The sequence below is a fragment of the Vreelandella glaciei genome, from assembly GCF_013415125.1.
Taxonomy (GTDB): Bacteria; Pseudomonadota; Gammaproteobacteria; order Pseudomonadales; family Halomonadaceae; genus Vreelandella; species Vreelandella glaciei.
In genome coordinates this window covers 114,340-136,988 of the sequence record NZ_JACCDE010000009.1, presented here as the reverse complement: position 1 = coordinate 136,988, position 22,649 = coordinate 114,340, and the positions used below count along the sequence as shown (strand labels likewise).

The window sequence follows — 22,649 nt, the reverse complement described above, 5'->3', positions numbered from 1 at the left end:
ATTTTTGCGACCCGTACCGCTCATGCCAGCGTGGTACTAATGAAAACACCAATGGTCTGATTAGGCAGTATTTTCCTAAAGGTACTGACTTCCGCAAAGTGACCAATGCCGAGCTACGAAGTGTCGTCAATAAGCTAAACGATAGACCAAGGAAGCGGCTGGGATACCGAACCCCAGCCCAGGTGTTCTTAGGTGAATACTCAGGAGCACTAGAAACCGCAGGTGCTGCACTTATTAGTTGAATTCAGGTATTGAGTTATAAAATTTAACGGGAGAGCTGAATATCAATCGAGGCCATGCAGCTTTAGTCCAATCAACACCTATTAACTTTGAATCTCTAAAACAAACATCAGAAAATTTACTGTACTCCATCTTTACGACGCTTAAATTACAATTAGCAAATTCACAATCAACAAAATTGCATCTATTAAACGTCGCTTCGCTAAAATTACATTTTTCAAATATGCAGCTATCGAACCCTTTCGAAAATATCTCTACACCAGAGAAATCTAAATCTTTAAAACTCTCTGACCAGTATTCGCTTTTTCCTTTCAGTTCCATCAAACCTCTCCGTATCTTGAGGTGCATAACGCTCAATGGCTAGACAAAAATAGCACCCTTATTGCTTTCGTTGCGGGTACGCTGCTTCTCTCACACCGCTGACATTACCCGGTTGCGGCCATGTTCTTTGGATTTATACAGAGCCGAGTCGGCGCTTTTCAGCAAGGTTTTGGGCGTCTCGCCGTTATTGGGCGACGTGGCAACACCCAAGCTAATGGTTAACGTTACCGTCTGATCTCCATCAAGTTGGAGAACTCTTGCTTCGACGGCGAGCCTTATCCGTTCCGCCACCTGACGTGCGGTTTTCGCATCACATTCCGGAAGAACCACCACAAACTCTTCACCGCCAAACCGACACGCTTTATCCGTTTCACGCAGATTTTCCGTTAGCTCGTGGGCGACGACACACAAGGCTTCGTCCCCCGCCTGGTGGCCATGGGTATCGTTAAATTTCTTGAAATGATCGATGTCACCGATAATCAGGCTGACGGGTCTATCGTATCGCTTCGCGCGCTGAAGCTCCTCGGCCAGTATGCGATCGAACTCTCGCCGATTATATAGACCGGTCAAGCCATCGGTTCTAGCGATATGTTCCAGAACGTCTTCCTGTTCGCGAATTCGCTTCGTCATCAGGTTGAAAGCATCGGCCACACTCGTCAGTTCACGGGGGATTTGGATTTCTATTAGATGGTCGCGGTCGCCGATGGCAACGCTCATGGCACCGGCCGCCAATTGATCCATACTGCTGACAAGCGAACGATTGATGATCATGATTCCTAGAAGCGCGCCAATGATCGAAACGACAAAACCAAGCGCCACCAATCGCTCCGAGAGTGTCAGACTGGCCAACGCCTGTTCGTACATTCGGTCGTTTTTACTACGCACGGCGTCACGAACCGTTTCAATTTGGTGACCCAGGCGGTTGATCCGCGTTTCGAATTCTTCGACCTGCTCGCCTACGACGGGATCAACCTGCTGAAACCCGCCCGACAGGATGGTGTTTGAAACGGTCGATAGTGCTCGCCATTCGTGCTGTGCCTCATTAATATCCCGCACGGCCAGCCCTCGGGCCGTCATGGCGATGGAGAGATTGGCAAAGTTCGTATCGATCTGTTCCGCCTCGCTCCTGTAGGCAGTCTTGCGCTGGACTTCGCCGTCGATCGCAAAGTCGATGACCGACTGCGAAACGTCCCAAAGCGACAACTGCATATTCTGCAATGGTTGCAAAATACTTTGCTGTTTCGAGGAGACTTCGACGAGAGGCTTAATGATCGTTTGATGATAAAGAAGGTAACCGGCCACCGCAGAGGCAAAAATCGGTAAAATGCTCATCACCATGCCCGTCGCCAGCCAGAACCTCAGCGACCGCCGCCGCCAGAATGCCGGCATCTTTTTTGTCGTGCTCATGTTAGCTTCGAAACCTCTATCCAGGCGATTGATGCCTCTTGGTGCGCTAAAACGTATTCCCCAAGCATAAAGTAGGCTCCCGTTAATGTTTTAATGGCCTATATCTACCGTGTGGCGCTAGCGGGAAATCGAGAATTCTGGGAAGCCCACGATTTCTCCGACTACCTGGACGGGAGCCAAGTAAAACCAGCTTCTTTGCCGAAGTTGAAGCCATCAACCGCAAAAGACAGTGGCGCATCCTGAGTTGTTAAACGGCTCGTGGCGTAAAGCTGCTTGACCAGTGCCTGGAAATTTATCGTGATTGATCATACACGTTTAAGCCAAAGCTGAGCGACCAGATGAACGCCGCCGAGCCTTGAATGTTGGCCCCCAAGACTTCCCCGTGACTAGACAATGAACGCTAAACTCCCGGTGGGAGTTTAGAGGCCATCATCTTCTTGCGGTCAATTTTATGCCCGTCGACGATGAACGTTCCGTCACCAACAGCGTGAACCGTGCGCCTCTCCTTACGAGCGGTATCGATGTATGCGGCAACCGCTTTTAACACAACAATGTTGTGCTGTTTAACAATGTCGATGACTTTGCACTCAATGTTGGCGAGGCACTCCTTGATCAAAGGGGGCCTGACGAGCTTGGCTTGCATCGGTGTAAGCTTGAACTTGGCAAACTTGTCTGTGTCTGCGCCAGAGCAGGTCCCTATGCCAACCGCCTTATCCAGTAGGTCGACGGAGGGAATTGCAATGACGCACTCGCGATTCTTTTGCAACGCCGCGAAAGAGTGATTCCATCCCCCCGTGGTGATAGCAAATACCGGCGTGAAATCCATCACCATGGTCCAGGAAATAGTCATGATGTTGTCTTTCTCCCCATCATGGGTGGTCACCAGAACCACAGGCCCTGATTCAATCAGCGTAAACGTCTTGCTCAGGCTCAACGAATGCATGAGTGTACCCCCATAGTCATACCAAGCTTGGTGGCCGGTGGTAAGCCAGCCAATACTAAGATGAAGAGCGCCAGTTAGCGAATAGCGTCGCTTCCATCGTTTTGTAGAGCCGCCGTGGTCACCCGTCTATGTTCCCACCTGATCAATGATGGTTGTTCGGCGGGTCAGTGGCCTTTTCGCCGGCTTTCTGAGGGCCGGCCTTCTCCAGCGACGGCAACACAAGTACCGGACACGGGGCATTCACCGAAACATATTCCACCGTCGCCCGGCGCAGGGGCCAGTGACCACTACTACCACGGGATACCAGGATCATCAGGTCAGCGCAGAGCTGGCCCGCTAGGCCCACCAGCTTTTCACCAGCGCTGCCCGCCACCACATGCAGGCTCGCGCGACGATTCAACGGCAAATATTTGCGCACCAGCAGATCAAGTATTTTGCCAACCTCGGCCTCTTTCTGCTCCGGCGACTCTTGCGTAACGTGGGGGAAAAACCCACCGCCCCCCGGGCTGTAAACGCTGGCAAGGTGGAGCTCACCCTCCTCGGCCAGCAGAGTCATGGCCGACTCCAGCGCACACTTGGCCTCGCCGTCGTCTTCTGGATCAATGGCGATCAACAGTTTCCGATACATGGTCGTTCTCCTGTGTGATTTCAGAGGTGGCCACCACTTTCGGGAAAGCTTTTCCCCGCACCAACTCATTCATACTGTAGCCCCGATAATCTGCCCGGAGTGCTCTGAAAAGTGCCACTGCCATAAATATCAGAAGAATGCAGAACGGCAGGCCAAGGGAGGTAATCACGTTTTGCAGGGCATCCAGCCCACCGGCCAGCAGCAGGGTGGCGGCAATCACACCCTGGGCGGCAGCCCAGAAGATCCGTTGGCGCACTAGCGAAGGCTGGTCATCACGCCTAGTGAGCATATCGATGACTAACGAAGCGGAATCAGAGGAGGTAGTAAAGAAAATGACGATGATAATCACACTCATTGTTGAGGCCAGCTCCGATAGCGGGAGGGCTTCCAAGAAGGCAAAAATGGCCACGGAAGGATCCTGCTGCACCTGCTCGGCGAGGGCTATCTGGCCGTTCATCTCTACCTGAATGGCAGATAATCCGAAGACGCCGAACCACACAAGGGTAAACGCCGTAGGCGCAAACAAAACACCGGCGACGAACTCACGAATAGTCCGCCCACGGGAAATCCGGGCAATGAAAATCCCGACATAGGGCGCCCAGGAGATGGTCCAGGCCCAGTAAAACAGGGTCCACTGCCGTTGCCAATCGGTATCCTTGAAGGTCTCGGTCCAGAACGCCAGCCGGGGCAGCGCATCGAAGTAATCACCCACGCTCTGCACCATTCCCTCGGCAATAAATACGGTGGGGCCGACGATGAAAACAAACGCGAGCAGTGCGATAGCCAGCACAATATTGAGCTGGGAGAGACGCCGCACACCCTTGTCCAGCCCCAGCGCCACCGAGGTGGCGGCGATGCTGGTAATGACGGCAATCAGGATGACCTGGACCAAACCGCTGGAAGGCACACCAAACAGATAGTCCAGGCCACTGTTAAGCTGCAGGGTGCCCAGGCCCAGCGAGGTTGCCACCCCAAACAGAGTACCTAACACGGCAATCACATCCACCGCCCAGCCCCAAGGCCCGAACGCCCGTTCTCCCAGGATGGGATAGAACAGGCTGCTGATACGCATGGGCAGGTTGTGGCGATAGGAAAAATAAGCAATAGCCAGCCCCGGCATGGCAAAGATGGTCCAAGTGTGCAGCCCGAAGTGGTAAAGCGCTATGGTCATGGCATCGCTAGCCGCCTGCGCCGAACCCGGCTGCACGCCATCAAAAGGCGGCTGGGCGAAGTGGGAGATCGGCTCCGCCACGCCCCAGAACATCAGGATAGTGCCGATACCGGCGGCGAACAGCATGGTGAACCAGGTCAGATTGGAGTAATCAGGCCGGCTGTCGTCAGCGCCTAGGCGGATGTTGCCATAGCGGCTGCATGCCAGGCCGAGCAGAAATATCAATAAGGCACTAACGGAAAGGATGTAGAACCAGCCCAGGTTACGCGCCACCCAGCCAGTGAGCAGTCCGAAACACTCAGCAACGCCTTCGTCGAACGGGACAGCCAGGGCGACGAAAAGTGCGGCTATACCGGCAGAGGTGAAAAACACCCCCGGTATAATCTGCAGTCCCAATCGGCGTTGCAGTCGTTCCAGCACATGAGCCTCCATTTCTTCAGAAGAAATCTACAAGAAGCCTTACGCTACCACACACGCCAACTAGCGACGGGACAGAGATCAATTCAAGCGCAAGTAATTACTCGAAGTTTAGATCAACAGAGGGCGCAGGCACGAGAACCTAGCGCCTGGATTAAGCCAACCCGCGAAGGGGTTCGGCTTGAGTGAATGGTTAGACCGCTCTCAGGATTCCGTGCAAAACTCAATGCTTTCACCAGAAGTGTTATCAGCCATATGACGGAAAAGTGTGCCCTCAGACCCAGGGCCGGAATCTTTTGTCCACCACTCGAACCCGCCGCCAACGTAACGCGAACCACTGCCAGAAACCGCGATTTGCATGGTGTAGTTACTACCCTTGTAGTGGACCAGGGCCGAGTCGCTAGAGGGGTAGGTGGCAGCAATCGTTTCGCCACTCTCGCACTGATAGCTATGCACGGAAGACGCTGCCGCTTCAGGCGCTTGGGCATCTACCTTATCCTGCGGAGAGTTAGCACAACCCATAACGAGCAGTGCTGAAGCTAACGTTAAGGGAACAAGAATTTTCATACGAGCCTCCGTTTCTTAATATGTCGTGTAACGAGTAGTGATGCGTAGTTTAACGAGACTGCAGAAAACCTCAATTTCGAGCGGCAATCAGAATCGCCCCAGGCTTCGTAGATATCTCCAGGCCTTACATCAAGCTCCAAAACGCATCGACCAGCGGATTTTTTAAGTTTTTCTTCAGCGTAAATAAGCCAATATCGTAGGGTTCCAGCTCCGGCGTCACGTCGAGCACCCGAATACGATCCATCAAGGGGCTGTTATCGAGGACAATTTTTGGCACCACGCCAATGCCGAAGCCCAAGCTCACCATACTCACAATCGCCTCATTTCCCGTCACCTGTGCATAAATGCGCGGGGCGATATCGCGTTGGCGAAACCATTCGTCCACACGCGCTCTTGAGACACCGCTCTCGGATAAAATCATCGGAATATTCGCCCACTCTTCCGATGCGGTTGGCGAGGTCGTGGGAACATTCGGCACTTGCTGCTCAAGTGGGGCAATAAATAACAGCGGCGACGTCGCAATGGGCTTAAAGGCTAACCCGCGAGGTAGGTTGGCGGGGCGTGCCGCGATGCTGAGGTCTTCTTTACCGTCCAGCACATGCGCAATCGCGTGTTCCGGATCTCCCGTGCGCAGCTTTATTTCAATCGCAGGATAGGCAATACGAAAGCGGCGCAGCAGCTCGTATAGAAAGCTGTAGCTCGCGGTGACGGAACCGTACAAGCTGATTTCACCGCTTAATTGATCAGCGTTGTCGGTTAACTCATGGCGGATCAAGTTCCACTGGCTGCTGGTATCGCGCGCGTATTTAAGAAACTTCTGGCCTTCCTGGGTCAACGCCACGGTCCGGTTGTCGCGATTAAACAGCGGCACACCCAGCTCGTCTTCTAAATGACGAATGTTGCGCGACAGCGCAGAAATACTGATATGGCACTCATCGCTGGCGCGCCCGAAATGCAGCGTTTCTGCCAGGGCGAGGAACTGCTTTAAGAGTTTAATATTCATAATAATGTCGGCGCTCCGCGACTGCGTTCATGGCGGTGCCCGAATACTAACCGACCGTTTCGAAAAATGGGACGTGTTATTGCAAATATATCAATTTAAGAAAGAGTCGTACTTGTATACATTACCCCTACTCGCCTAGCGCTAGCGCCCACCACTAGCGACGGCGTCACCCTTTTTAATATCGGTGTACCTTACATCGACACATTGATCACAAAATCAGGAAGCTAACGATGGCTAATTATTTCAATACCTTACCGCTTCGCGAGCAATTGGCTCAGCTTGCGCAATGCCGTTTCATGCACACCGTCGAGTTTGCTGATGGCGTCGAAGCGCTAAAAGGCAAAAAAATGGTGGTGATCGGCTGTGGCGCACAAGGCCTTAACCAAGGTTTGAACCTACGCGACAGCGGCCTGGACGTTTCTTACGCACTGCGCCCGGAAGCCATTGAGCAAAAGCGCCAGTCCTGGAAAAACGCTTCTGAAAACGGTTTTGTAGTAGGTACTTACCAAGAGTTGATCCCCACTGCAGACGTTGTTTTGAACCTCACACCCGATAAGCAGCACACCTCGGTAGTGAACGCAGTGATGCCGCTGATGAAGGAAGGCGCCTGCCTGTCTTACTCTCACGGTTTCAACATCGTAGAAGAAGGCATGAAAATTCGCGATGACCTAACCGTCATCATGGTGGCACCGAAGTGCCCAGGGTCTGAAGTTCGCGCTGAATACGTGCGCGGTTTCGGTGTTCCCACCTTGATCGCTGTTCACGAAGACAACGACCCTAAAGGCGAAGGCCTTGCGCTCGCCAAAGCCTACGCGGTCGGTACTGGCGGCCACAAAGCGGGCGTACTGATGTCCTCTTTCATCGCGGAAGTGAAATCAGACCTGATGGGTGAGCAAACGATCCTTTGCGGCATGCTGCAAACGGGCTCACTGCTGTGCTTCGACAAGATGATCGAAGAAGGTATCGACCCGGGCTACGCCTCACGTTTGATTCAATACGGCTGGGAAACAGTCACCGAAGCGCTGAAGTACGGCGGCGTAACGAACATGCTAGACCGTCTTTCTAACCCAGCGAAGATCAAAGCGTTCGATCTTTCTGAAGAGCTAAAGGTCATCATGCGTCCGCTGTACAACAAGCACCAAGACGACATCATGAGCGGCCACTTCTCTAAAACGATGATGGAAGACTGGGCGAACGATGACGCGAACCTGCTAAAATGGCGCGCCGAAACAGCTGAAACCAACTTCGAGAAAACCCCCGCTGGTGATGTCGAAATCACTGAGCAAGAGTTCTTCGACAACGGCATTTTGATGGTAGCAATGGTGAAAGCGGGCGTTGAGCTTGCTTTCGAAACCATGACAGCGGCGGGCATCATCGCTGAGTCTGCTTACTACGAGTCGCTACACGAAACGCCGCTTATCGCGAACACCATCGCGCGTAAGAAGTTGTACGAAATGAACGCGACTATCTCGGATACCGCAGAATACGGTTGCTACCTTTACAACCACGCCTGCGTACCGCTATTGGCAGACTTTATGAAAGGCATCAAGTCCGACGTCATCGGCAAAGGGCTTTCGCTGGACGACAACGGCGTTGATAACGCACGGTTGATCGAAGTTAACACCGCCCTTCGTTCACACCCCGTAGAAGCCGTTGGCTCGGTTCTTCGTGGCTACATGGCTGACATGAAAAAAATCGTTTAATCGTCTGATTAACCGATAGACGTTCAGGTCTTCAACACCTAGGCCATCAAAAAAGCCGAGATATCATCACGATATGCTCGGCTTTTTGGTTCCTCGAACAGTGCAAGGAAGAGAGTAATGGATTCGTTAACCCGCCTAGATGATATTCACCAAAACCGTATCCGCCTATCAAAAGCGACGGTCAGCTTTGATGATCGTTTCACGCTACGCGAGATTGACTGGACCATTACGCCAGAACAACATTGGGTGATCACCGGCCCCAATGGCTCAGGCAAATCCGCCCTAGCGGCTGCGCTCGCGGGTATTGGTGACATTCAGGGCGGAAGCATTCAAGGCCTTCCCAACAACGTGGAAATCGTCTCCTTTGAAGTCCAGGCGGAGCTCATCGCCCAAGAGTTGAAGAAAGACGACGCCGACATTATGGACGTCATCTCACTCGGCACCCCCGTCAGTGAAATGATTTTCGATCATTGCCAAGACACTGAACTCGCCCAATCCTTGGTCGAAAAGTTTGGCCTAAGCACACTGCTCGATCGCGCGTTCCGCAAACTTTCCACCGGCGAAACCCGCAAAGTCATGCTGATTCGCGCGCTGGCCAACAAGCCTGATCTACTTATTTTAGACGAGCCGTTCGATGGGTTGGATGTCGACACCCTCGCCATGCTGCAAGCCCACCTAGCCTCACTCATCGACACCGTTCCCATGGTCATGGTGCTGAACCGCTTTGATGAAATGCCAGACTTCATCACCCATGTGGCCTACTTAGATAAAGAACGTAAGGATAAAGAACGGGGGGATAGAGAGCGTTCGGGTAAACAGCGTGGAGACAAAGGCCGCCTGAAGCTCACGGTAGACCGTCAGGACGACGCCGCCTTCAACGAGCTCTACCAATTACTGCATTTGAAAACCACCGACCTAAGCGTGCCGGAGGCCGACCCCACCAATAAGCTCCCCGCTCTCGACCCGAGCCAGCCATTAGTCAAACTAACCCAAGCGACCATCCAGTACGGCGACACGGTGATTGTCGATAAGCTCGATTGGACGATAGAACGGGGCCAACATTGGCAACTGAGCGGCCCTAACGGTAGCGGCAAAACCTGCGTTTTATCGCTGATCACCGGCGACCATCCGCAGTGCTATACCAACGATATTTTAGTGTTTGGTTTCCAGCGTGGTAACGGCGAAAGCATCTGGCAGGTTAAACAGTTTATCGGCTATGTCTCCACTAACCTGCAGTGGGAATACAGGGTGAGCACCAGCTGCAAAAACGTGATCATTTCCGGCTTCTACGACAGCATCGGCATGTACACCAAGTCCACCGACAGCCAGAAAAAAATTGCCGACCAGTGGCTCGCACTACTGGGCATGCAAGACCGCGCCGACCAGCCGTTTAACAAGCTCTCTTACGGCGATCAGCGCCTGCTGCTCATTGCCCGCGCCATGGTCAAACATCCGCCCCTGCTGATTCTAGATGAACCCTGCCTTGGCCTGGACGACATCAACCGCCAACTCGTCCTCGCCCTGATCGAAAAAATCTGCCAAGGCTCAGAAACCACCGTGCTCTACGTCAACCACCACGCGGAAGACCAGATCTCAGGCATCGAGCATTATTTAGCGCTGGAAAAGAATCACTAATTTTTCAAATAGTTAACAGCAGTAACGATATTAAAAAATGGCCAGCCAGCTAGTCTTTTTTATCTATCGTTACCTCAATAGACTTGCTGTCACCAGCAAACCATTTCTGAACATACAGCGTGCCCACAATAGGCGCCGTTCCTGCATCAGGCACTTCCTTATAGCGCACGCTGTTTTTGGTTTCTTTCTCGTATTCAAACATGACTACTTTCTTCGACATGACATTTACCCGCTAAATAACGACAATTGATTCGCCAAGCACCCCTTCAACAACGGACTGTGCTTGGTTTGGATCGCGCGATTTATAGTGCCTTATTCCACATGACCGTAACCTCCTTCAGCCTTTTGCAATTTCGCTGAAAACGCGGAGCCCTCGATTTCTTCTCATGGATCAATATTGCCGCATTAATCGGCAAACGTCTTAATATACAGCGCTTCAACTTTATCTCGCGCCCATTGTGTTTTACGTAAAAATTTCAACGAGGATTTGATGGAAGGATCACTGTAGAAGCAGTTGATGTTGATTTCTTCGTATAAGCCAGCCCAGCCGTAACGCTCGAACAAGCGAGTTAATATCGTTTCGAGGCTTAAACCATGCAAAGGGTTATTAGGTTGCGGATGGTTCATCAAGTCATTCCCAGTGTCATTGTCAAAGCCTTATCCATTACTGCTAGGCTACCAATAACTTAGATTACCAGAGGAGCTTAAGAAAGCGCAGCCGGAATGGAAGTCGACTGCGCCTGCCATGCATTGATTTTACGCATCAGACGGTAAAAGCGTACCTCCAACGTCATTTTTCTGAAGCGATATTTGATCCTTGGGGAGCCACATTGATGCCTAATACTATAGAGAGAGCAATATGCAGACGATTGAGCTAGGCGGAGACAGCGTACCCCGTATAGGCCAGGGTACTTGGCACATGGGCGAGGATGCCGGACAGCGGCAGGCTGAGGTCAGAGCACTGCGTGAAGGTTTGGATCTGGGCATGACGCTGATCGATACCGCAGAGATGTATGCCGAGGGCGGCGCTGAAGAGATTGTTGGCCAAGCGATCCGTGACCGGCGCGATGAGGTGTATCTGGTCAGCAAGGTCTACCCCCATAACGCCAGCAAAGAGGGTGTTCAAGCCGCCTGCGAGCGCAGCCTGCGCCGATTGGGTACCGATACGATTGACCTCTACCTGCTGCACTGGCGCGGCCAGTACCCGCTGAGCGAAACAGTGGAAGCTTTTGAGCGGCTGCGCGAACAGGGTAAGATCCTGCGCTGGGGCGTATCGAACTTCGACACTAACGACCTAGCCGAGCTCGACGCGCCCGCTTGCGCCACCAATCAGGTGCTCTACAACCCCGAAGCACGCGGCATTGAATACGACCTGCTGCCCTGGCAAGCACAACACAACATGCCGCTTATGGCCTACTGCCCCATCGGGCAAGGCGGCGAGCTACTGCATGACGCCGCCCTGCAACGCATCGCCGACAAACACACCGCCACTCCCGCGCAAGTCGCCCTCGCCTGGGCACTGCGCCACCCCGGTGTGATTGCTATTCCTAAAGCCGTGAATCTGGAGCATCTCAAACAGAACGCCAAGGCAGATAACGTCAGGCTCGACGAAGAGGATTTGGCACAGATTGATGCCGCCTATCCCTCGCCAACGCGTAAGCAGTCTTTGCAGATAGTGTGAGGGCGCGCTATTTACGGCGGTTACAACGACCGCCGTAAACGCTTTTTCTAGAGCCTATCAAGCCAGTACTGGGGCCGCCTCCGGTCATGGGCAACGGCTAGTATTTGAAAAACGCGTGGTTGTTCTCGATATACGATGGATAGCGGAAATCGGTGAAGCGGGGCTCTGCGAATGTCTGGCTCTAATTCGACCTGCCAGCCTTTTGGTGACTCGCCAATCAATTCGGCAAGAGCCTCAAATTCCTTAATCAAGGCATTACCCAAGCCTTGAAGCTTCGATTCATAGTAACCGACTGATTCCAGAAACTCTGCTTCCGCTGCCGGGTGAAAGGCATATTTCATTTAATGAGCGCTCGAGCCTTTTTCATGACTTCATCACCGGACACAGCTTGAACCGCGCCACTATCGAGCTCTTCTGCTCTTCGACGAGCCTCAAGCAACCAGTCAGACCTAAGCTCTTCATCTGATGGAGATTCCAGGCTAAGAACCAATCGCTGTATCAACTGGGCCCGCTGCTCTTTAGGGAGATGAAGCGCCTCGTCTTCAATGCTTTGAAGATTCATGGTGAAACCTCTCGTTCGTTTATCCCTTAATTTTGACATGGATGGGTAAAGGCTGCCATGCATTGGTTTTTCGCATCAAACGGCAAAGCTAATAGGTTCGTTACTGAAATAACAGATAACAGCCTTGACGTCGTATTACCGCCAAATAAAGCACTTTCTATATCCGCGACGGTCGCTAATATTTCATGTTCTGCTTTTTCATAAGTTGCCAGCTCCACGACAAACTTAGGGATCAAAGCCGAATCTTCACTGGTCGCTTACAGGATTTCCACTCCTGGCATCACCTGCTCCCGTATCTTGTAATAACGCTAATGTGTTCCGCTTGCTGCGTTTCCATTAAGCGGCTTGTTAGCAGCTTCTATCTGAAAACGCCCAACCAACCGAACCTTAATAATAGATTGCCGGGTAACACCGGTGCGAGCTGAGGAAAGCGCCTTAGCAACGCTGGCGGCGTGCCACCTGGAAGTATGCAAGGATTGCACGAGATAAAACGACAGCGCCGGGGCTCGCCCCGGCGCTGATATCGCACATGGCAAAACAAATTGACGGTTAGAAGCGGAAACCGGCTGATGCGGTAAAGGAGTCGATCTGATAGTCGCTGTCGAAGTCGTAGCGCTCGTATTCGGCACGGACCAGGAAGGGGTCGAAGTTGAACTGCGCGCCAACACCGTAGACCGGATCGGTGCCGTCCTGATCTTCAAGATCAACGCTAGCACCGCCAAGGTTACCGTCGACGTTGGTTTGCCACTTGGCCACACCGGCCTTGGCAAAGGCGGTAAACCAGGAGGTGATGGGCAATTGACCGACCAGACTCGCCCCGTAGGCGTCGGATTCCAAATCGGTATTGGCGTCACTATTACCCCTCAGGCGCGTACGACCAAGATCGGCATAGAAGATTTCGGTAGCGAAGTAAGGATTGAATTCGTAGCCGACGAAACCTTTAAAGCCGTTGTCTTCTTCATCATCCAGATCAAAGTCTTCGGCACCATCGGAGATGAAATCGCCGACTTCGTCGTCGTCGTTCTCCAACGAGCTGAAACCAGTACCGATGCCCAGATAGAGTCCATCAGCATTGGGTGCGGCGAATGCCGACGGTGCCGTGGCGAGCAGAGCGGTAGAGGCAAACGAGGCAGTAAGTAAGGTTCTGAGCTGCACGTGTATTCTCCTTGTGACGACTTGCTATGAAAGATTCTATGAATCGTCATGATATTGAAAGGCGATCCTGCCTTGATTCACGCAAGGTGATAGTCGTTTGATTCACACGTATCAAACATAGGAAGAACACTGTTCGACAACAAGGATGACTCGGTTACGAAAAGTAAACTTTTGTTGCAAGAAAGTTCCTCTATCCCAAGGTAGAGGCGCTTCGGTCATCGACTCAGAGCCGAAAACGGTTCATCAATATGGCGAGCATTGCAGTGTTGCCGAACTGGAGCGAAGTGGTGGTCAGAAGAGGAACTTCTTGAATAAAGCTCCTCTTCTCCGAGAACGCCTGGGAAGGCACTCTGTACTGGCAGAAAACCCACAAGAAGGTTCTTAACCGGATCAACAAGCTCATCAAAGAGATCAAACGAGAGCCTCTTAAACACAGCCTCGCCGGTTATTGGTCTCGACGAATCAAGGAAGAACACCGAATGGTTTACAAAGTCACGGATGACGCTTTGCTTATCGCCCAGCTTCGATATCACTACTGATTTAACGGCGAAACACAGTGGCGTCCGGCGGCGAACTGATGTGCCTTGTTAGCTGTAGCCACAGCTTCAAATGTGTTGCTCTATTAGCGATGCCATCTCATTGGCTACGGTTATTGCATGCTCTGCACTGCACGAAAAGCACTCGTCCGCATAGCTAGGCTTTCCGTTAATAAGGTTTGTCCAGGACATCCTTGGTAGCTTATAGCCTTGATTGGATAGTTTGGCGATAACCAGACTTTCCAGTGCTAGAGCTTCATGATTCGAATTCATGGGAAAGCTCGCAATGTGTGACCAATCATGTCTTCCAGCGTATCCCATACGAGCAAGTGAACGAGTGCGGCTGAGATTATTTGCCTTGCCCACCTTAACCACGCTCTCAGCACTTTGGCTAACGAGGATGTAAACGTGAAAGTATTGATTTGCTTTTCTTCTAGTCATTCAACCTACTTTTTATCTCAAAAATAGCTAACGCTGACGGCAACCATCGACCACGAACTGATGTGCCCTGTTAAATGGCTCTAGGTACAAGGTCTGCTTGAGTCACTGTTTGATTGAGTTGCCGGAGTTTGTTAAGAGAGATTTGAAACTGGCCGTTACTCGGTAGTTGTTTCCCTTTGAACTGCTCCCAAACAAGGGCTCCTGGCCCGTTGTAGATTTCCTCAAATGTACCGTCAGGCAGGATCTTAATGATAATCGTATGCTGCGGCTGCCCCCGGGAATGCAACAGAGTTGGATTGCGTAGCCTTGATCTCAACTTCCAAGCCGCTTTCGGTGACAGCGTCATAGCCTTTGTTGGATGCCGTCTTGAGATCGAGATTGTATGCGTCGGCCACGAGGCATTCACCTAAACTGCCAACCATATGGCCATCCGGGGTGAAGTGTCTGTCCGGAAACATGGCCTCTAACTCGTTGACCGTGGTATAGAGCTGCTTAACCAAGGCCCGGAGTTTATCTTGATCGATCATAGGCATTTAACGCTTTGCACAGCGGCGCGAGGTACGAACTGCTGCAACTTGTTAGAAATTATATGGCACCGACAGCTAACCATGAGCCCACACCGAAAGATACTATGCCAAATAACGCAAATAATGCAGCAATACGCATTGGTATGTGATGTTTATTTGGGGGTAACTCACTTTTACCTTCTCTGAACAGAGTGAGTTGCGTCATGTAGCTAAAAGCTGCTGTTAAACCACCAAATAATACACCAAGCAAAAAGAACAAAAGCGCACAAGATAGCTCTGGAGGCGCAATATCCTTTGCACGTAGCTGCCCCATGAATGTAAGCAACGCAACAGCAGCGCCTCCATTTGCAGTGAAAATAAATTTCATGACAACAGAGCTAATCTGGATCATGGATTTATAAGTTTCTTCTTGATGCCAGTTATTGCTCATATTTATCCGTGATTTCTAACAGTTAAGCATTTATACGCTGTGCGGAGCATGGCGTATAAATGCCTGTTGGACTAAGGCGCGTCCATCCGGTAGCTATTTAATAGGGGACTGTATTGACTGACAGGCGGCCTGAGGTACCAAGCCGTGTGTATACATGTCTGTCGTAACGCGCTCTAGTGGTGAGTTTCGCCATCATTTTCAGTGTCCCCGAACCTAAGTTAACCCAATGTAGCGCGCCTGATGGCTAAAATCCATCATAGGGACGAGCTTAGCCACGACCCGCTAGCGGGCCGGATAGCCAAGTCTGCTGTAAGGGGATGGACTCGCCGTCAAGGCGTTTGGGTTTTCGTCCGAAAGTACGCAACGTGTGCCAAGCACTCTGGGACAGCAACCGGTGAATCACCTCAGGATGAAGCTGAACCCAGCCATTAAGGCTGTGCGGCAGCGTGAATAGGCACGCCAGTATCGCGCAAGCGATCGATCAGGGCCGCCGGTAGCAACACCAATGCGATCTTGCCCTTGCCCTGCGCGACACACAACTGGCCACGCTGGCTGTAGATGCCACACGGTTGCAAAGGAACGGGGAACAACAATACTGGTGAGCTTTCGGCCAGCAGCCGCCGTCAAAATAGCACTCATCGAAACGACACCAATCTATTCAGAGTCTTTCGATCAACATATCGATAAAGGCGCGTACAGCGGGGTTGGTGCGACGACTCTGCGGCCATAGTGCAACGATATTATGCCGCTCTACATCGAAGTCGGGCAGGAGTGGCACCAGTTCCTTTCGCCTAACCCGCGGGGCAGCCATGAAACTTGCAGCCATACCAATGCCTGCCCCCGCTGTCATAGCGGCTATGACAGCTTCGCTTGAATCAACGATGACAGGGGAAGATGGCACTATCTCGACCTCCTTCTCACCGATCCGGAACGGCCAGCGAAACATTTGCCCCGTACTTTGGTAGCGCAAATTGATCGTTTCGTGCTCCACCAGTTCATCTGGATGCTCGGGAGCACCATACCTAGCCAGGTAGTCTGGCGAAGCGTAGCAAGAGAGCCTGTAAGGTGAGAGTCGCCTGGACAACAGTGACGAATCCGCAAGGTCACCGATCCGCACTGCAAGATCAATGCTCTCTTCAACCATACCGACGATGTGGTCGCTCAGCCGCAGGTCGATCGTCACCTTTGGGTAGCGTGTTCGAAAGTCCGTAATAGCAGGAACAATCAGGTGCAGACCCAGTGGAAGTGATGTCGCAATTCGTAACGTGCCTGCGGGCTCGGAACGAGCAGACTTCACTACCTGCTCTATTTCTTCTGCCTGGCGCAGCAGCTCTAGCACACGCCCATGCAAGTCGCGGCCCTCGGCCGTGAAAGACAGCGAGCGTGTCGTACGCGTGAAAAGAGAGACGCCGAAGTGACGCTCCAACCGCTGGATGCTTTTACTGATCGCAGAGGGCGAAACAGACAGCGAGCGCGCCGCAGCGGTGTAGCTGCCTAAAGAGCCGGCGCGTGCAAATGCGATAAGCCCCGTGAGGCGTTCCAATCCGATTTGTTCCTTCATGGAACTATTAAAACGAATCTACGCACCATTATCAACGGCAAGGAACCTCCTTACACTTTGTCTTGTGACTATTCTTGAGTGAGGTTGTGATGAACGAGATGATGAAAGCAGTGCAGCTGCATAGTTTCGGTGGCCCAGAGGTCTTGCGTTACGAAGATACGCCTCGCCCCGAAGTACAAGCCGGTGAAGTGCTTATCCAAGTTCATGCGGCAAGCATTAACCCACCAGACCTTTACCTGCGCGACGGCTATCGGGCGCTACCGCCAGAATGGCAGCCTAGCCCACACTTCCCGATGATATTAGGCACTGATGTGTCAGGCGTCGTTGCTGCCATTGGCGACGAGGTTTTCAAGGTCAGCGTAGGTGACCACGTCTTTGCAATGGTGCGTTTTCCCGAAGACCTGATGACGGGCAGCGGCGCCTATGCCGAATATGTCAGCGTTCCTGAAAGCCAACTAGCGTTGAAGCCAAAGAGCATTTCTCATGTCGAGGCAGCAGGTGCCCCGATGTCACTGCTTACTGCCTGGCAGTTTCTGGTTGACCCTGGTCAAGACCGACCCAACCCATTCCAGGCATTCCGGCATGTGCCTGTCCCGCTCGAAGGCAAGACCGTCTTGATCAATGGGGCTGGCGGTGGCGTGGGGCATTTAGCGGTTCAAGTCGCTAAATGGAAAGGGGCGCATGTGATCGCGGTTGCCTCAGGCAAGCATGAAGAGCTGCTTCGCGAGCTGGGCGCTGACGACTTCATTGATTACACCAAGGCAGCCGCCGAAACGGTCGCACATGACGTGGATCTGGTGCTTGACGCTGTGGGTGGGCCGAACATGGAACGCTTTCTCAGCATTATTAAACCAAGCGGCTCGCTCTTTCTGGTCAACCCCTTGGACTTTTCTGCCAGGGATGAAGCCGACAGGCTAGGGATTACGGTTTCCTCACTACAGGTGCACTCAAACGGAATGCTGCTGGCACAGGCCGGTCGCTTGCTTGACGACCACACCATTCGGGTCGTGATCGACAGTACCTATTCGTTGGCAGAAGCATCGGCTGCGCATCAGAGAGCCATGCAAGGCGGCGTTCAAGGTAAGGTCGTGTTTATCGTTAGGCACTACGGCCGCTAGAACCAATCTAGCAAAATCCAGGGAGCAGGTCTGTGAAGACTATTCACCCATGATCATCAGGGCCTTAGCAACGCTGGCGGCGTGCCGCCTGGAAGTATGCGAGGGTTGTGCGAGATAAAACGGCAGCGCCGGGGCTCGCCCCGGCGCCGATATCGCACATGGCAAAACAAATTGACGGTTAGAAACGGAAACCGGCTGACGCGGTAAAGGAGTCGATCTTATAGTCGCTGTCGAAGTCGTAGCGCTCGTATTCGGCACGAACCAGGAAGGGATCGAAGTTGAACTGCGCGCCGACACCGTAGACCGGATCGGTACCGTCCTGATCTTCAAGATCAACGCTAGCCCCGCCAAGGTTACCGTCGACGTCGGTTTGCCACTTGGCCACACCGGCCTTGGCAAAGGCGGTAAACCAGGAGGTGATGGGCAATTGACCGACCAGACTCGCCCCGTAGGCGTCGGATTCCAAATCGGTATTGGCGTCACTGTTACCCCTCAGACGCGTACGACCAAGATCGGCATAGAAGATTTCGGTAGCGAAGTAAGGATTGAATTCGTAGCCGACGAAACCTTTAAAGCCGTTGTCTTCTTCATCATCCAGATCAAAATCTTCGGCACCATCGGAGATGAAATCGCCGACTTCGTCGTCGTCGTTCTCCAGCGAGCTGAATCCGGTACCGATGCCCAGATAGAGTCCATCAGCATTGGGTGCGGCGAATGCCGAAGGTGCCGTGGCGAGCAGAGCGGTAGAGGCAAACGAGGCGGTAAGTAGGGTTCTGACTTTCACGTGTATTCTCCTTGTGACGACTTACTGTGAACGATTCTATGAACCGTCATGGTATTGAAAGGCGATCCTGCCTTGATTCACGCAAGGTGATAGTCGTTTGATTTACACGTATCAAACATAGGAAGAACACTGTTCGACAACAAGGAGGCTTCAGTTACGAAAGGTAAGTTTTTGTTTCAGAAAAGCGCCTCTACCGGGAAGGTAGAGGCGCTTCTGTCATCGACTCCAGAGCCGAAAACGGTTCATCAATATTGCGAGCATTGCCGGTTATTGGTCTCGTCGAATTAACGAAGAGCACCGAATGGTTTATAAAATCACGGATGACGCTTTGCTTATTGCCCTGCTCCGGTATCACTACTGATTTAACGTTACGTTTGGCTGCACGTAAGCACGTCGATTCTTGAGCGATTTGCCAGGACTTACGGTTATTAGCAAGCGCCCGCTTGCCGTGCCCCATAGGTGGCTTGGCTCTCGGTATACCCATCGCCTGCACTGGATGAAAGTTGCTCAGTAAGACCTTGGCAAGAGAAGCCCATCATATTGAGATACTGCTTCGCAGACTTCACCGCTTGCTTGTTCCAGTCAACATCGAGGCTATCCACGGCTGCGGTAGCGTCGGCAACCTCATAACCATCGCCAAAGTCTGAAGAGAGCTGCTGAATAAGCCCGCTCCGTGAGAAGCCTTGCATGCTGAGATATAGATTCGCAGATCTTACGGCATTATTCTGAGGCCCCGTAAGGCTTTCCGCCCATGTCGGCGTGGCGGCAAACAAGGCCATAATCATCGCTAATTTCAATATTTTCATTGTCATTTCTCCATGTGTAAATCCGGGTGGCCCTAATCTCTAGTTTACTCACGGCGCGCCAGCAAAAGCCCAACCACAGCACTACCAAGTAGTCCGGAAAAAATTCTAATGAACAATCGACGCATAAAAGTACGGGAGAACCAATGGCGCAATGCTTTGCCAAAAAATGCATACCCAGATATTGCCACCCATGCTTAATTACGTTCATGCTTCCTCTAAAATATAACGCCACATTAAGGGCTAGGCCGCACAAACCAACTTACCGCAAGCAACGCATACTCAAAATGACAAGCGGCACATCCCTTCTTTAACACTCATTAGCTTAAATTTTCCAACGCCTGCATAAACTCTTCGTTGTTTGTCCAATAATTTCGATTCTCTAAAGTCCAACACAAATGCGCAGATAATCCGTCTAAGTCAGAGAACAAGTTGAGTTTGTTGATCCCATAATGGTTCAGCTCAAACTGGAGCTTTTTACGGTAATATTTATCGATAATTATTTTTTCAATGCTGTCATCTGATACCTGCTTTTCCATAGGAGTGGTAGGTTCACCATGGACTGTAAATAAACCGCTTTGCCTACTAATCCTCGGCACCACAGCACTTGGCTTTAACAATGAAACCTGTTTGTATTGTCTAGGCGTAGTGCTCTCTGGTATCAGGACAAAATCTGGAATGTGACAGTAAATAACCGCATCGGACCTGGATACTTCCAAAGTCGCAAAATACGCTGCTACTAACGGGTTATACGTCCAATCCATTAACCTTGTAGGCAAGCCATGATGCTGGGCAATAGCCAACCACTCCCAGTCATTTTTAGGTTTCTCACCAAGAATAAACTCAACCGCTCGCCTCTTCCAAGCGTCGAAATAATCTAAATCATACTTCTCTGAATAAGGTTTCCGCCCAGCTTTTGGAAGCAATTCCCACTCAACGTCGCCATGACCACGGAAAACCCAGCGGTTATCCTTTCTATATCCGCTCAGAGCCTCGTGTAGCTCTGAGAACGATTTAACTCTTATTTCTTTCACAGGTATCCTCTTCAAACTAACATCGCCATCACCGCACCTGAACGAGCGCAGCAAGTGAAGGGTCCGAAAGTATGGCATTGTTATAAATCATATTGCCGAAACTAAACTTAGCCTAATAAACTCACTATCAACCTTTTTAATAAATGGGATAATTTTTTCGATAGCGGTATCGGCGACATTAAATTTTGACGGCACTTTGTCTCCAGCCTTTAATGAGAACAGGGCTCCGTACTTATCTTCAAAGGCTCGATCTACCTTGCTATTGTTGTGAATAATTAGATGTCTTAGTTCCAAATAAGGCAATACAGAGCCTTTGTCGGCTGATGAGATATTGGCACCAGTATCCTTTAATATTCTGTCGATTAACTTTATGGTACTTCGTTCATCCTCGATACTTCTAAAAACATCGTCAACCATTTTTTTATGCAATTCATTTAAAGTGACGAACTTGGAAATATCAGTGAACGTTAAGTTAAGTTGTTTATTTGACTTACCGACAACTGCCATTGGATTGGTGATGTAAATCTCTTTGAGAACATCCCTCATGTATTCAGAGAAGAATCCAAACACTTCTACTATAGCAGACAGAGTGTTTTTAGAGCGACAATAATTATATACTCTAGATCGGTGAGATACCGGATGATTTAATCTTGTGTAGTTATCACATTTAATTGGAAGCGCATCATCCACATTTTTCCCTTCGTGCTCTTTATGCCCAAGCATATTGAAGGTCACCCGTGCCGCCGCATCCATTGCTTCAAGATACATTTCGAGTTGTTCTGCTCTACTTCGGAATCTCTGGTGTGTTTTTGTTTCAGGCATATGACTCTCCTATGAATTATAATTAGCGATTATATACCTCGCTGCATAACCTTAATGAACGTGAGTGCGCATTGATTGAAGTTATACAGCCACCAAAATTAACCCTACCCCATTGATTCTTCAGGTAGCAAAGAAAATTTTGGCTTTGTATCTAAAATTCGCTTGCTTGAGCGATTCTCTATCCAATCACCCCCTTGCATCTCTCCCACCCGCCTCCTACACTCCACCAACGAACAGCTTGACGGGGTGCCGGTGATATCCGGCTGAGATGGCGCAGGGCGTATCTACTTGATACTACCGAGCGCTGGTCCCGCTGAACCTGATCCGGCTAATGCGCTGCTTTATGAATTGCGGCGCGGGTACCGGCGTAGGGATCAAGCGATGGCCGCGGCGCACCTTCTCGCCTCCCTTCCGTGCCATTCCCTCGATCTTTTTCGCCTGCCCTCCGGATCATTACCACCGGAGGCATCATGGGCTACCGCTTTACCGATCTCACCACCGCCTGCCAAGACGATTGGCGCGCCTACATTGAGCACGATTTTGTGCGTCAGTTGGGCAATGCCACGCTGCCTGAGGCGTCGTTTCGCCACTACTTAAAGCAGGATTACCTGTTTTTGATCCACTTTGCCCGCGCCTACGCGCTGGCAGCCTATAAAAGCCCCACCCTGGCGGATCTGCGCCAAGCTCATGAAGGTTTAAAAGCCATTGTGGATGTGGAGTTGGGCCTACACGTGGGCTTTTGCCAGGAGTGGGGGATTTCCGAGCAGGAGCTGGCGGAACTCCCCGAAGCCAGGGCCACGCTGGCTTACACCCGCTATGTATTGGATACCGGTAACCGCGGCGACCTGCTGGATCTGCATGTGGCGCTGGCCCCCTGCTTGGTGGGCTATGGCGAAATCGCCAACTGGCTGAACGCCCAGCCTTCCACCCTGCGCGGTGCACAAAACTCTTATGACGCCTGGATTGCCATGTACGAAGGCGAGGAGTTTCAGGCCGCCATGCAGGCGGAGCTCGAATGGCTCAATGCCCGCCTTGCCGATGTCACCCCCGCCCGCTTTGCCGAACTAAGCAAGATCTTCCGCGATGCCACCCGCCTGGAAATCGACTTTTGGCAGATGGGCTTAGACCTTTCTGAATAATGACCAACAACGATAAGGACA

Annotated in this window: 28 protein-coding genes, 2 pseudogenes and 1 riboswitch; of the genes and pseudogenes, 9 read left to right on the top strand and 21 right to left on the bottom strand. The window is 51.5% G+C overall.

The features are described from left to right. The coding region (locus HZS80_RS08335; RefSeq protein ID WP_179915773.1) for an IS30 family transposase at positions 1–242 on the top strand (242 nt) is incomplete at its 5' end. On the opposite strand, the gene HZS80_RS08330 is transcribed toward HZS80_RS08335, so the two are convergent. Both HZS80_RS08330 and HZS80_RS08325 read right to left on the bottom strand, forming a co-directional pair. Further along, on the bottom strand, positions 235–561 hold the full coding sequence (locus tag HZS80_RS08330; RefSeq protein WP_179915772.1) for a pentapeptide repeat-containing protein: 327 nt from the start codon (positions 559–561) through the stop codon (positions 235–237). The two genes, HZS80_RS08335 and HZS80_RS08330, sit on opposite strands and share 8 nt — an antisense overlap. Positions 562–651: 90 nt before the next feature. After that, complete coding sequence (locus HZS80_RS08325; protein ID WP_179915771.1) at positions 652–1,968, bottom strand: diguanylate cyclase; 1,317 nt, start codon at positions 1,966–1,968, stop codon at positions 652–654. A 93-nt stretch (positions 1,969–2,061) separates the two neighbouring features. Here HZS80_RS08325 and HZS80_RS08320 point away from each other — a divergent pair, with 93 nt between their 5' ends. Continuing rightward, complete coding sequence (locus tag HZS80_RS08320; RefSeq protein ID WP_179915770.1) at positions 2,062–2,211, top strand: CopG family antitoxin; 150 nt, start codon at positions 2,062–2,064, stop codon at positions 2,209–2,211. A gap of 157 nt (positions 2,212–2,368) precedes the next feature. On the opposite strand, the gene HZS80_RS08315 is transcribed toward HZS80_RS08320, so the two are convergent. The 5 genes from HZS80_RS08315 to ilvY form a co-directional block, all read right to left on the bottom strand. Beyond that, positions 2,369–2,911 (bottom strand): flavin reductase family protein, encoded by a 543-nt coding sequence (locus tag HZS80_RS08315; RefSeq protein WP_179915769.1) that lies wholly within the window; start codon positions 2,909–2,911, stop codon positions 2,369–2,371. A gap of 142 nt (positions 2,912–3,053) precedes the next feature. Beyond that, on the bottom strand, positions 3,054–3,539 hold the full coding sequence (locus HZS80_RS08310; protein WP_179915768.1) for a universal stress protein: 486 nt from the start codon (positions 3,537–3,539) through the stop codon (positions 3,054–3,056). Next, entirely contained in the window at positions 3,511–5,130 is a 1,620-nt protein-coding gene (locus tag HZS80_RS08305) for a BCCT family transporter (protein ID WP_179915767.1), read from the bottom strand. The genes HZS80_RS08310 and HZS80_RS08305 overlap by 29 nt, the downstream gene beginning before the upstream one ends. 201 nt (positions 5,131–5,331) lie before the next feature. After that, a complete protein-coding gene (locus HZS80_RS08300; RefSeq protein WP_179915766.1) occupies positions 5,332–5,694 on the bottom strand; it encodes an MliC family protein in 363 nt (120 codons plus the stop codon). 124 nt (positions 5,695–5,818) lie between these two features. Next, positions 5,819–6,697 (bottom strand): HTH-type transcriptional activator IlvY, encoded by an 879-nt coding sequence (ilvY, locus tag HZS80_RS08295; RefSeq protein WP_179915765.1) that lies wholly within the window; start codon positions 6,695–6,697, stop codon positions 5,819–5,821. Between the two features lie 230 nt (positions 6,698–6,927). On the opposite strand from ilvY, the gene ilvC reads away from it, so the two are divergent. Both ilvC and modF read left to right on the top strand, forming a co-directional pair. Then, a complete protein-coding gene (gene ilvC, locus HZS80_RS08290; RefSeq protein WP_008958262.1) occupies positions 6,928–8,400 on the top strand; it encodes a ketol-acid reductoisomerase in 1,473 nt (490 codons plus the stop codon). 117 nt (positions 8,401–8,517) lie between these two features. Beyond that, complete coding sequence (gene modF / locus HZS80_RS08285; protein WP_179915764.1) at positions 8,518–10,035, top strand: molybdate ABC transporter ATP-binding protein ModF; 1,518 nt, start codon at positions 8,518–8,520, stop codon at positions 10,033–10,035. 49 nt (positions 10,036–10,084) lie between these two features. Here modF and HZS80_RS08280 read toward each other — a convergent pair whose 3' ends face one another. Continuing rightward, positions 10,085–10,255 carry a hypothetical protein gene (locus HZS80_RS08280; RefSeq protein WP_179915763.1) on the bottom strand — a complete coding sequence of 57 codons (171 nt, stop codon included), beginning with the start codon at positions 10,253–10,255 and terminating at the stop codon, positions 10,085–10,087. A 185-nt stretch (positions 10,256–10,440) separates the two neighbouring features. Further along, positions 10,441–10,662, bottom strand: a complete 222-nt coding sequence (locus HZS80_RS08275; protein ID WP_035559405.1) for a VF530 family protein — start codon at positions 10,660–10,662, stop codon at positions 10,441–10,443. Positions 10,663–10,894: 232 nt separating this feature from the next. Here HZS80_RS08275 and HZS80_RS08270 point away from each other — a divergent pair, with 232 nt between their 5' ends. Further along, the gene (locus HZS80_RS08270) at positions 10,895–11,716 is read left to right on the top strand and encodes an aldo/keto reductase (RefSeq protein ID WP_179915762.1); all 822 of its coding nucleotides are present in this window, start codon (positions 10,895–10,897) and stop codon (positions 11,714–11,716) included. 337 nt (positions 11,717–12,053) lie between these two features. Here HZS80_RS08270 and HZS80_RS08260 read toward each other — a convergent pair whose 3' ends face one another. The 3 genes from HZS80_RS08260 to HZS80_RS08250 form a co-directional block, all read right to left on the bottom strand. After that, on the bottom strand, positions 12,054–12,278 hold the full coding sequence (locus tag HZS80_RS08260; RefSeq protein WP_035559392.1) for an addiction module protein: 225 nt from the start codon (positions 12,276–12,278) through the stop codon (positions 12,054–12,056). A 26-nt stretch (positions 12,279–12,304) separates the two neighbouring features. After that, entirely contained in the window at positions 12,305–12,514 is a 210-nt protein-coding gene (locus HZS80_RS08255) for a hypothetical protein (protein WP_144408605.1), read from the bottom strand. A gap of 313 nt (positions 12,515–12,827) precedes the next feature. Then, a complete protein-coding gene (locus HZS80_RS08250; RefSeq protein ID WP_179915760.1) occupies positions 12,828–13,433 on the bottom strand; it encodes a porin family protein in 606 nt (201 codons plus the stop codon). Positions 13,434–13,744: 311 nt separating this feature from the next. Between HZS80_RS08250 and HZS80_RS08245 the strand changes: the two genes are divergently transcribed. Then, positions 13,745–13,972, top strand: a complete 228-nt coding sequence (locus HZS80_RS08245; RefSeq protein ID WP_179915779.1) for a Txe/YoeB family addiction module toxin — start codon at positions 13,745–13,747, stop codon at positions 13,970–13,972. A gap of 66 nt (positions 13,973–14,038) precedes the next feature. Here HZS80_RS08245 and HZS80_RS24105 read toward each other — a convergent pair whose 3' ends face one another. From HZS80_RS24105 to HZS80_RS08225, 5 genes and pseudogenes are all read right to left on the bottom strand, one after another. Continuing rightward, entirely contained in the window at positions 14,039–14,410 is a 372-nt protein-coding gene (locus HZS80_RS24105; RefSeq protein ID WP_179915759.1) for a GIY-YIG nuclease family protein, read from the bottom strand. A gap of 70 nt (positions 14,411–14,480) precedes the next feature. Then, a pseudogene (locus tag HZS80_RS24100) lies at positions 14,481–14,868 on the bottom strand (DUF6998 domain-containing protein). A 127-nt stretch (positions 14,869–14,995) separates the two neighbouring features. Continuing rightward, a complete protein-coding gene (locus HZS80_RS08230; protein WP_179915758.1) occupies positions 14,996–15,367 on the bottom strand; it encodes a hypothetical protein in 372 nt (123 codons plus the stop codon). A gap of 322 nt (positions 15,368–15,689) precedes the next feature. Next, positions 15,690–15,821: pseudogene (locus HZS80_RS24095) on the bottom strand (IS91 family transposase); the annotation flags it as partial. A gap of 204 nt (positions 15,822–16,025) precedes the next feature. Further along, positions 16,026–16,910 (bottom strand): LysR family transcriptional regulator, encoded by an 885-nt coding sequence (locus tag HZS80_RS08225; RefSeq protein WP_246361816.1) that lies wholly within the window; start codon positions 16,908–16,910, stop codon positions 16,026–16,028. Between the two features lie 107 nt (positions 16,911–17,017). On the opposite strand from HZS80_RS08225, the gene HZS80_RS08220 reads away from it, so the two are divergent. After that, positions 17,018–18,046: an NADP-dependent oxidoreductase gene (locus HZS80_RS08220; RefSeq protein WP_179915756.1), complete on the top strand. Its 1,029-nt coding sequence runs from the start codon at positions 17,018–17,020 to the stop codon at positions 18,044–18,046. Positions 18,047–18,224: 178 nt separating this feature from the next. Here the strand turns inward: HZS80_RS08220 and HZS80_RS08215 are convergent, their stop codons facing one another. Then, entirely contained in the window at positions 18,225–18,830 is a 606-nt protein-coding gene (locus HZS80_RS08215) for a porin family protein (RefSeq protein ID WP_179915755.1), read from the bottom strand. A gap of 244 nt (positions 18,831–19,074) precedes the next feature. On the opposite strand from HZS80_RS08215, the gene HZS80_RS08210 reads away from it, so the two are divergent. After that, positions 19,075–19,191 (top strand): type II toxin-antitoxin system YoeB family toxin, encoded by a 117-nt coding sequence (locus HZS80_RS08210; RefSeq protein ID WP_179915778.1) that lies wholly within the window; start codon positions 19,075–19,077, stop codon positions 19,189–19,191. 67 nt (positions 19,192–19,258) lie between these two features. On the opposite strand, the gene HZS80_RS08205 is transcribed toward HZS80_RS08210, so the two are convergent. From HZS80_RS08205 to HZS80_RS08195, 3 genes are all read right to left on the bottom strand, one after another. Continuing rightward, on the bottom strand, positions 19,259–19,636 hold the full coding sequence (locus HZS80_RS08205; protein WP_179915754.1) for an Ltp family lipoprotein: 378 nt from the start codon (positions 19,634–19,636) through the stop codon (positions 19,259–19,261). A gap of 317 nt (positions 19,637–19,953) precedes the next feature. Continuing rightward, complete coding sequence (locus HZS80_RS08200; protein WP_179915753.1) at positions 19,954–20,667, bottom strand: FRG domain-containing protein; 714 nt, start codon at positions 20,665–20,667, stop codon at positions 19,954–19,956. 87 nt (positions 20,668–20,754) lie between these two features. Next, positions 20,755–21,489 (bottom strand): hypothetical protein, encoded by a 735-nt coding sequence (locus HZS80_RS08195; protein WP_179915752.1) that lies wholly within the window; start codon positions 21,487–21,489, stop codon positions 20,755–20,757. Between the two features lie 232 nt (positions 21,490–21,721). After that, positions 21,722–21,880: riboswitch (TPP riboswitch) on the top strand. A 79-nt stretch (positions 21,881–21,959) separates the two neighbouring features. Here HZS80_RS08195 and tenA point away from each other — a divergent pair. Further along, complete coding sequence (gene tenA, locus HZS80_RS08190) at positions 21,960–22,628, top strand: thiaminase II (protein ID WP_179915751.1); 669 nt, start codon at positions 21,960–21,962, stop codon at positions 22,626–22,628. The last annotated feature ends 21 nt before the right edge of the window (positions 22,629–22,649 follow it).

Coding starts and splice junctions, on each gene's coding strand:
- HZS80_RS08300 (WP_179915766.1), bottom strand. CDS start 5,694: ATGAAAATTCTTGTTCCCTTAACGTTAGCTTCAGCACTGCTCGTTATG.
- HZS80_RS08220 (WP_179915756.1), top strand. CDS start 17,018: ATGAACGAGATGATGAAAGCAGTGCAGCTGCATAGTTTCGGTGGCCCA.
- ilvY (WP_179915765.1), bottom strand. CDS start 6,697: ATGAATATTAAACTCTTAAAGCAGTTCCTCGCCCTGGCAGAAACGCTG.
- HZS80_RS08195 (WP_179915752.1), bottom strand. CDS start 21,489: ATGCCTGAAACAAAAACACACCAGAGATTCCGAAGTAGAGCAGAACAA.
- HZS80_RS08270 (WP_179915762.1), top strand. CDS start 10,895: ATGCAGACGATTGAGCTAGGCGGAGACAGCGTACCCCGTATAGGCCAG.
- modF (WP_179915764.1), top strand. CDS start 8,518: ATGGATTCGTTAACCCGCCTAGATGATATTCACCAAAACCGTATCCGC.
- ilvC (WP_008958262.1), top strand. CDS start 6,928: ATGGCTAATTATTTCAATACCTTACCGCTTCGCGAGCAATTGGCTCAG.
- HZS80_RS24105 (WP_179915759.1), bottom strand. CDS start 14,410: ATGACTAGAAGAAAAGCAAATCAATACTTTCACGTTTACATCCTCGTT.
- HZS80_RS08310 (WP_179915768.1), bottom strand. CDS start 3,539: ATGTATCGGAAACTGTTGATCGCCATTGATCCAGAAGACGACGGCGAG.
- HZS80_RS08275 (WP_035559405.1), bottom strand. CDS start 10,662: ATGAACCATCCGCAACCTAATAACCCTTTGCATGGTTTAAGCCTCGAA.
- HZS80_RS08205 (WP_179915754.1), bottom strand. CDS start 19,636: ATGAAAATATTGAAATTAGCGATGATTATGGCCTTGTTTGCCGCCACG.
- HZS80_RS08260 (WP_035559392.1), bottom strand. CDS start 12,278: ATGAATCTTCAAAGCATTGAAGACGAGGCGCTTCATCTCCCTAAAGAG.
- HZS80_RS08280 (WP_179915763.1), bottom strand. CDS start 10,255: ATGTCGAAGAAAGTAGTCATGTTTGAATACGAGAAAGAAACCAAAAAC.
- HZS80_RS08330 (WP_179915772.1), bottom strand. CDS start 561: ATGGAACTGAAAGGAAAAAGCGAATACTGGTCAGAGAGTTTTAAAGAT.
- HZS80_RS08230 (WP_179915758.1), bottom strand. CDS start 15,367: ATGAGCAATAACTGGCATCAAGAAGAAACTTATAAATCCATGATCCAG.
- HZS80_RS08315 (WP_179915769.1), bottom strand. CDS start 2,911: ATGCATTCGTTGAGCCTGAGCAAGACGTTTACGCTGATTGAATCAGGG.
- HZS80_RS08320 (WP_179915770.1), top strand. CDS start 2,062: ATGGCCTATATCTACCGTGTGGCGCTAGCGGGAAATCGAGAATTCTGG.
- HZS80_RS08325 (WP_179915771.1), bottom strand. CDS start 1,968: ATGAGCACGACAAAAAAGATGCCGGCATTCTGGCGGCGGCGGTCGCTG.
- tenA (WP_179915751.1), top strand. CDS start 21,960: ATGGGCTACCGCTTTACCGATCTCACCACCGCCTGCCAAGACGATTGG.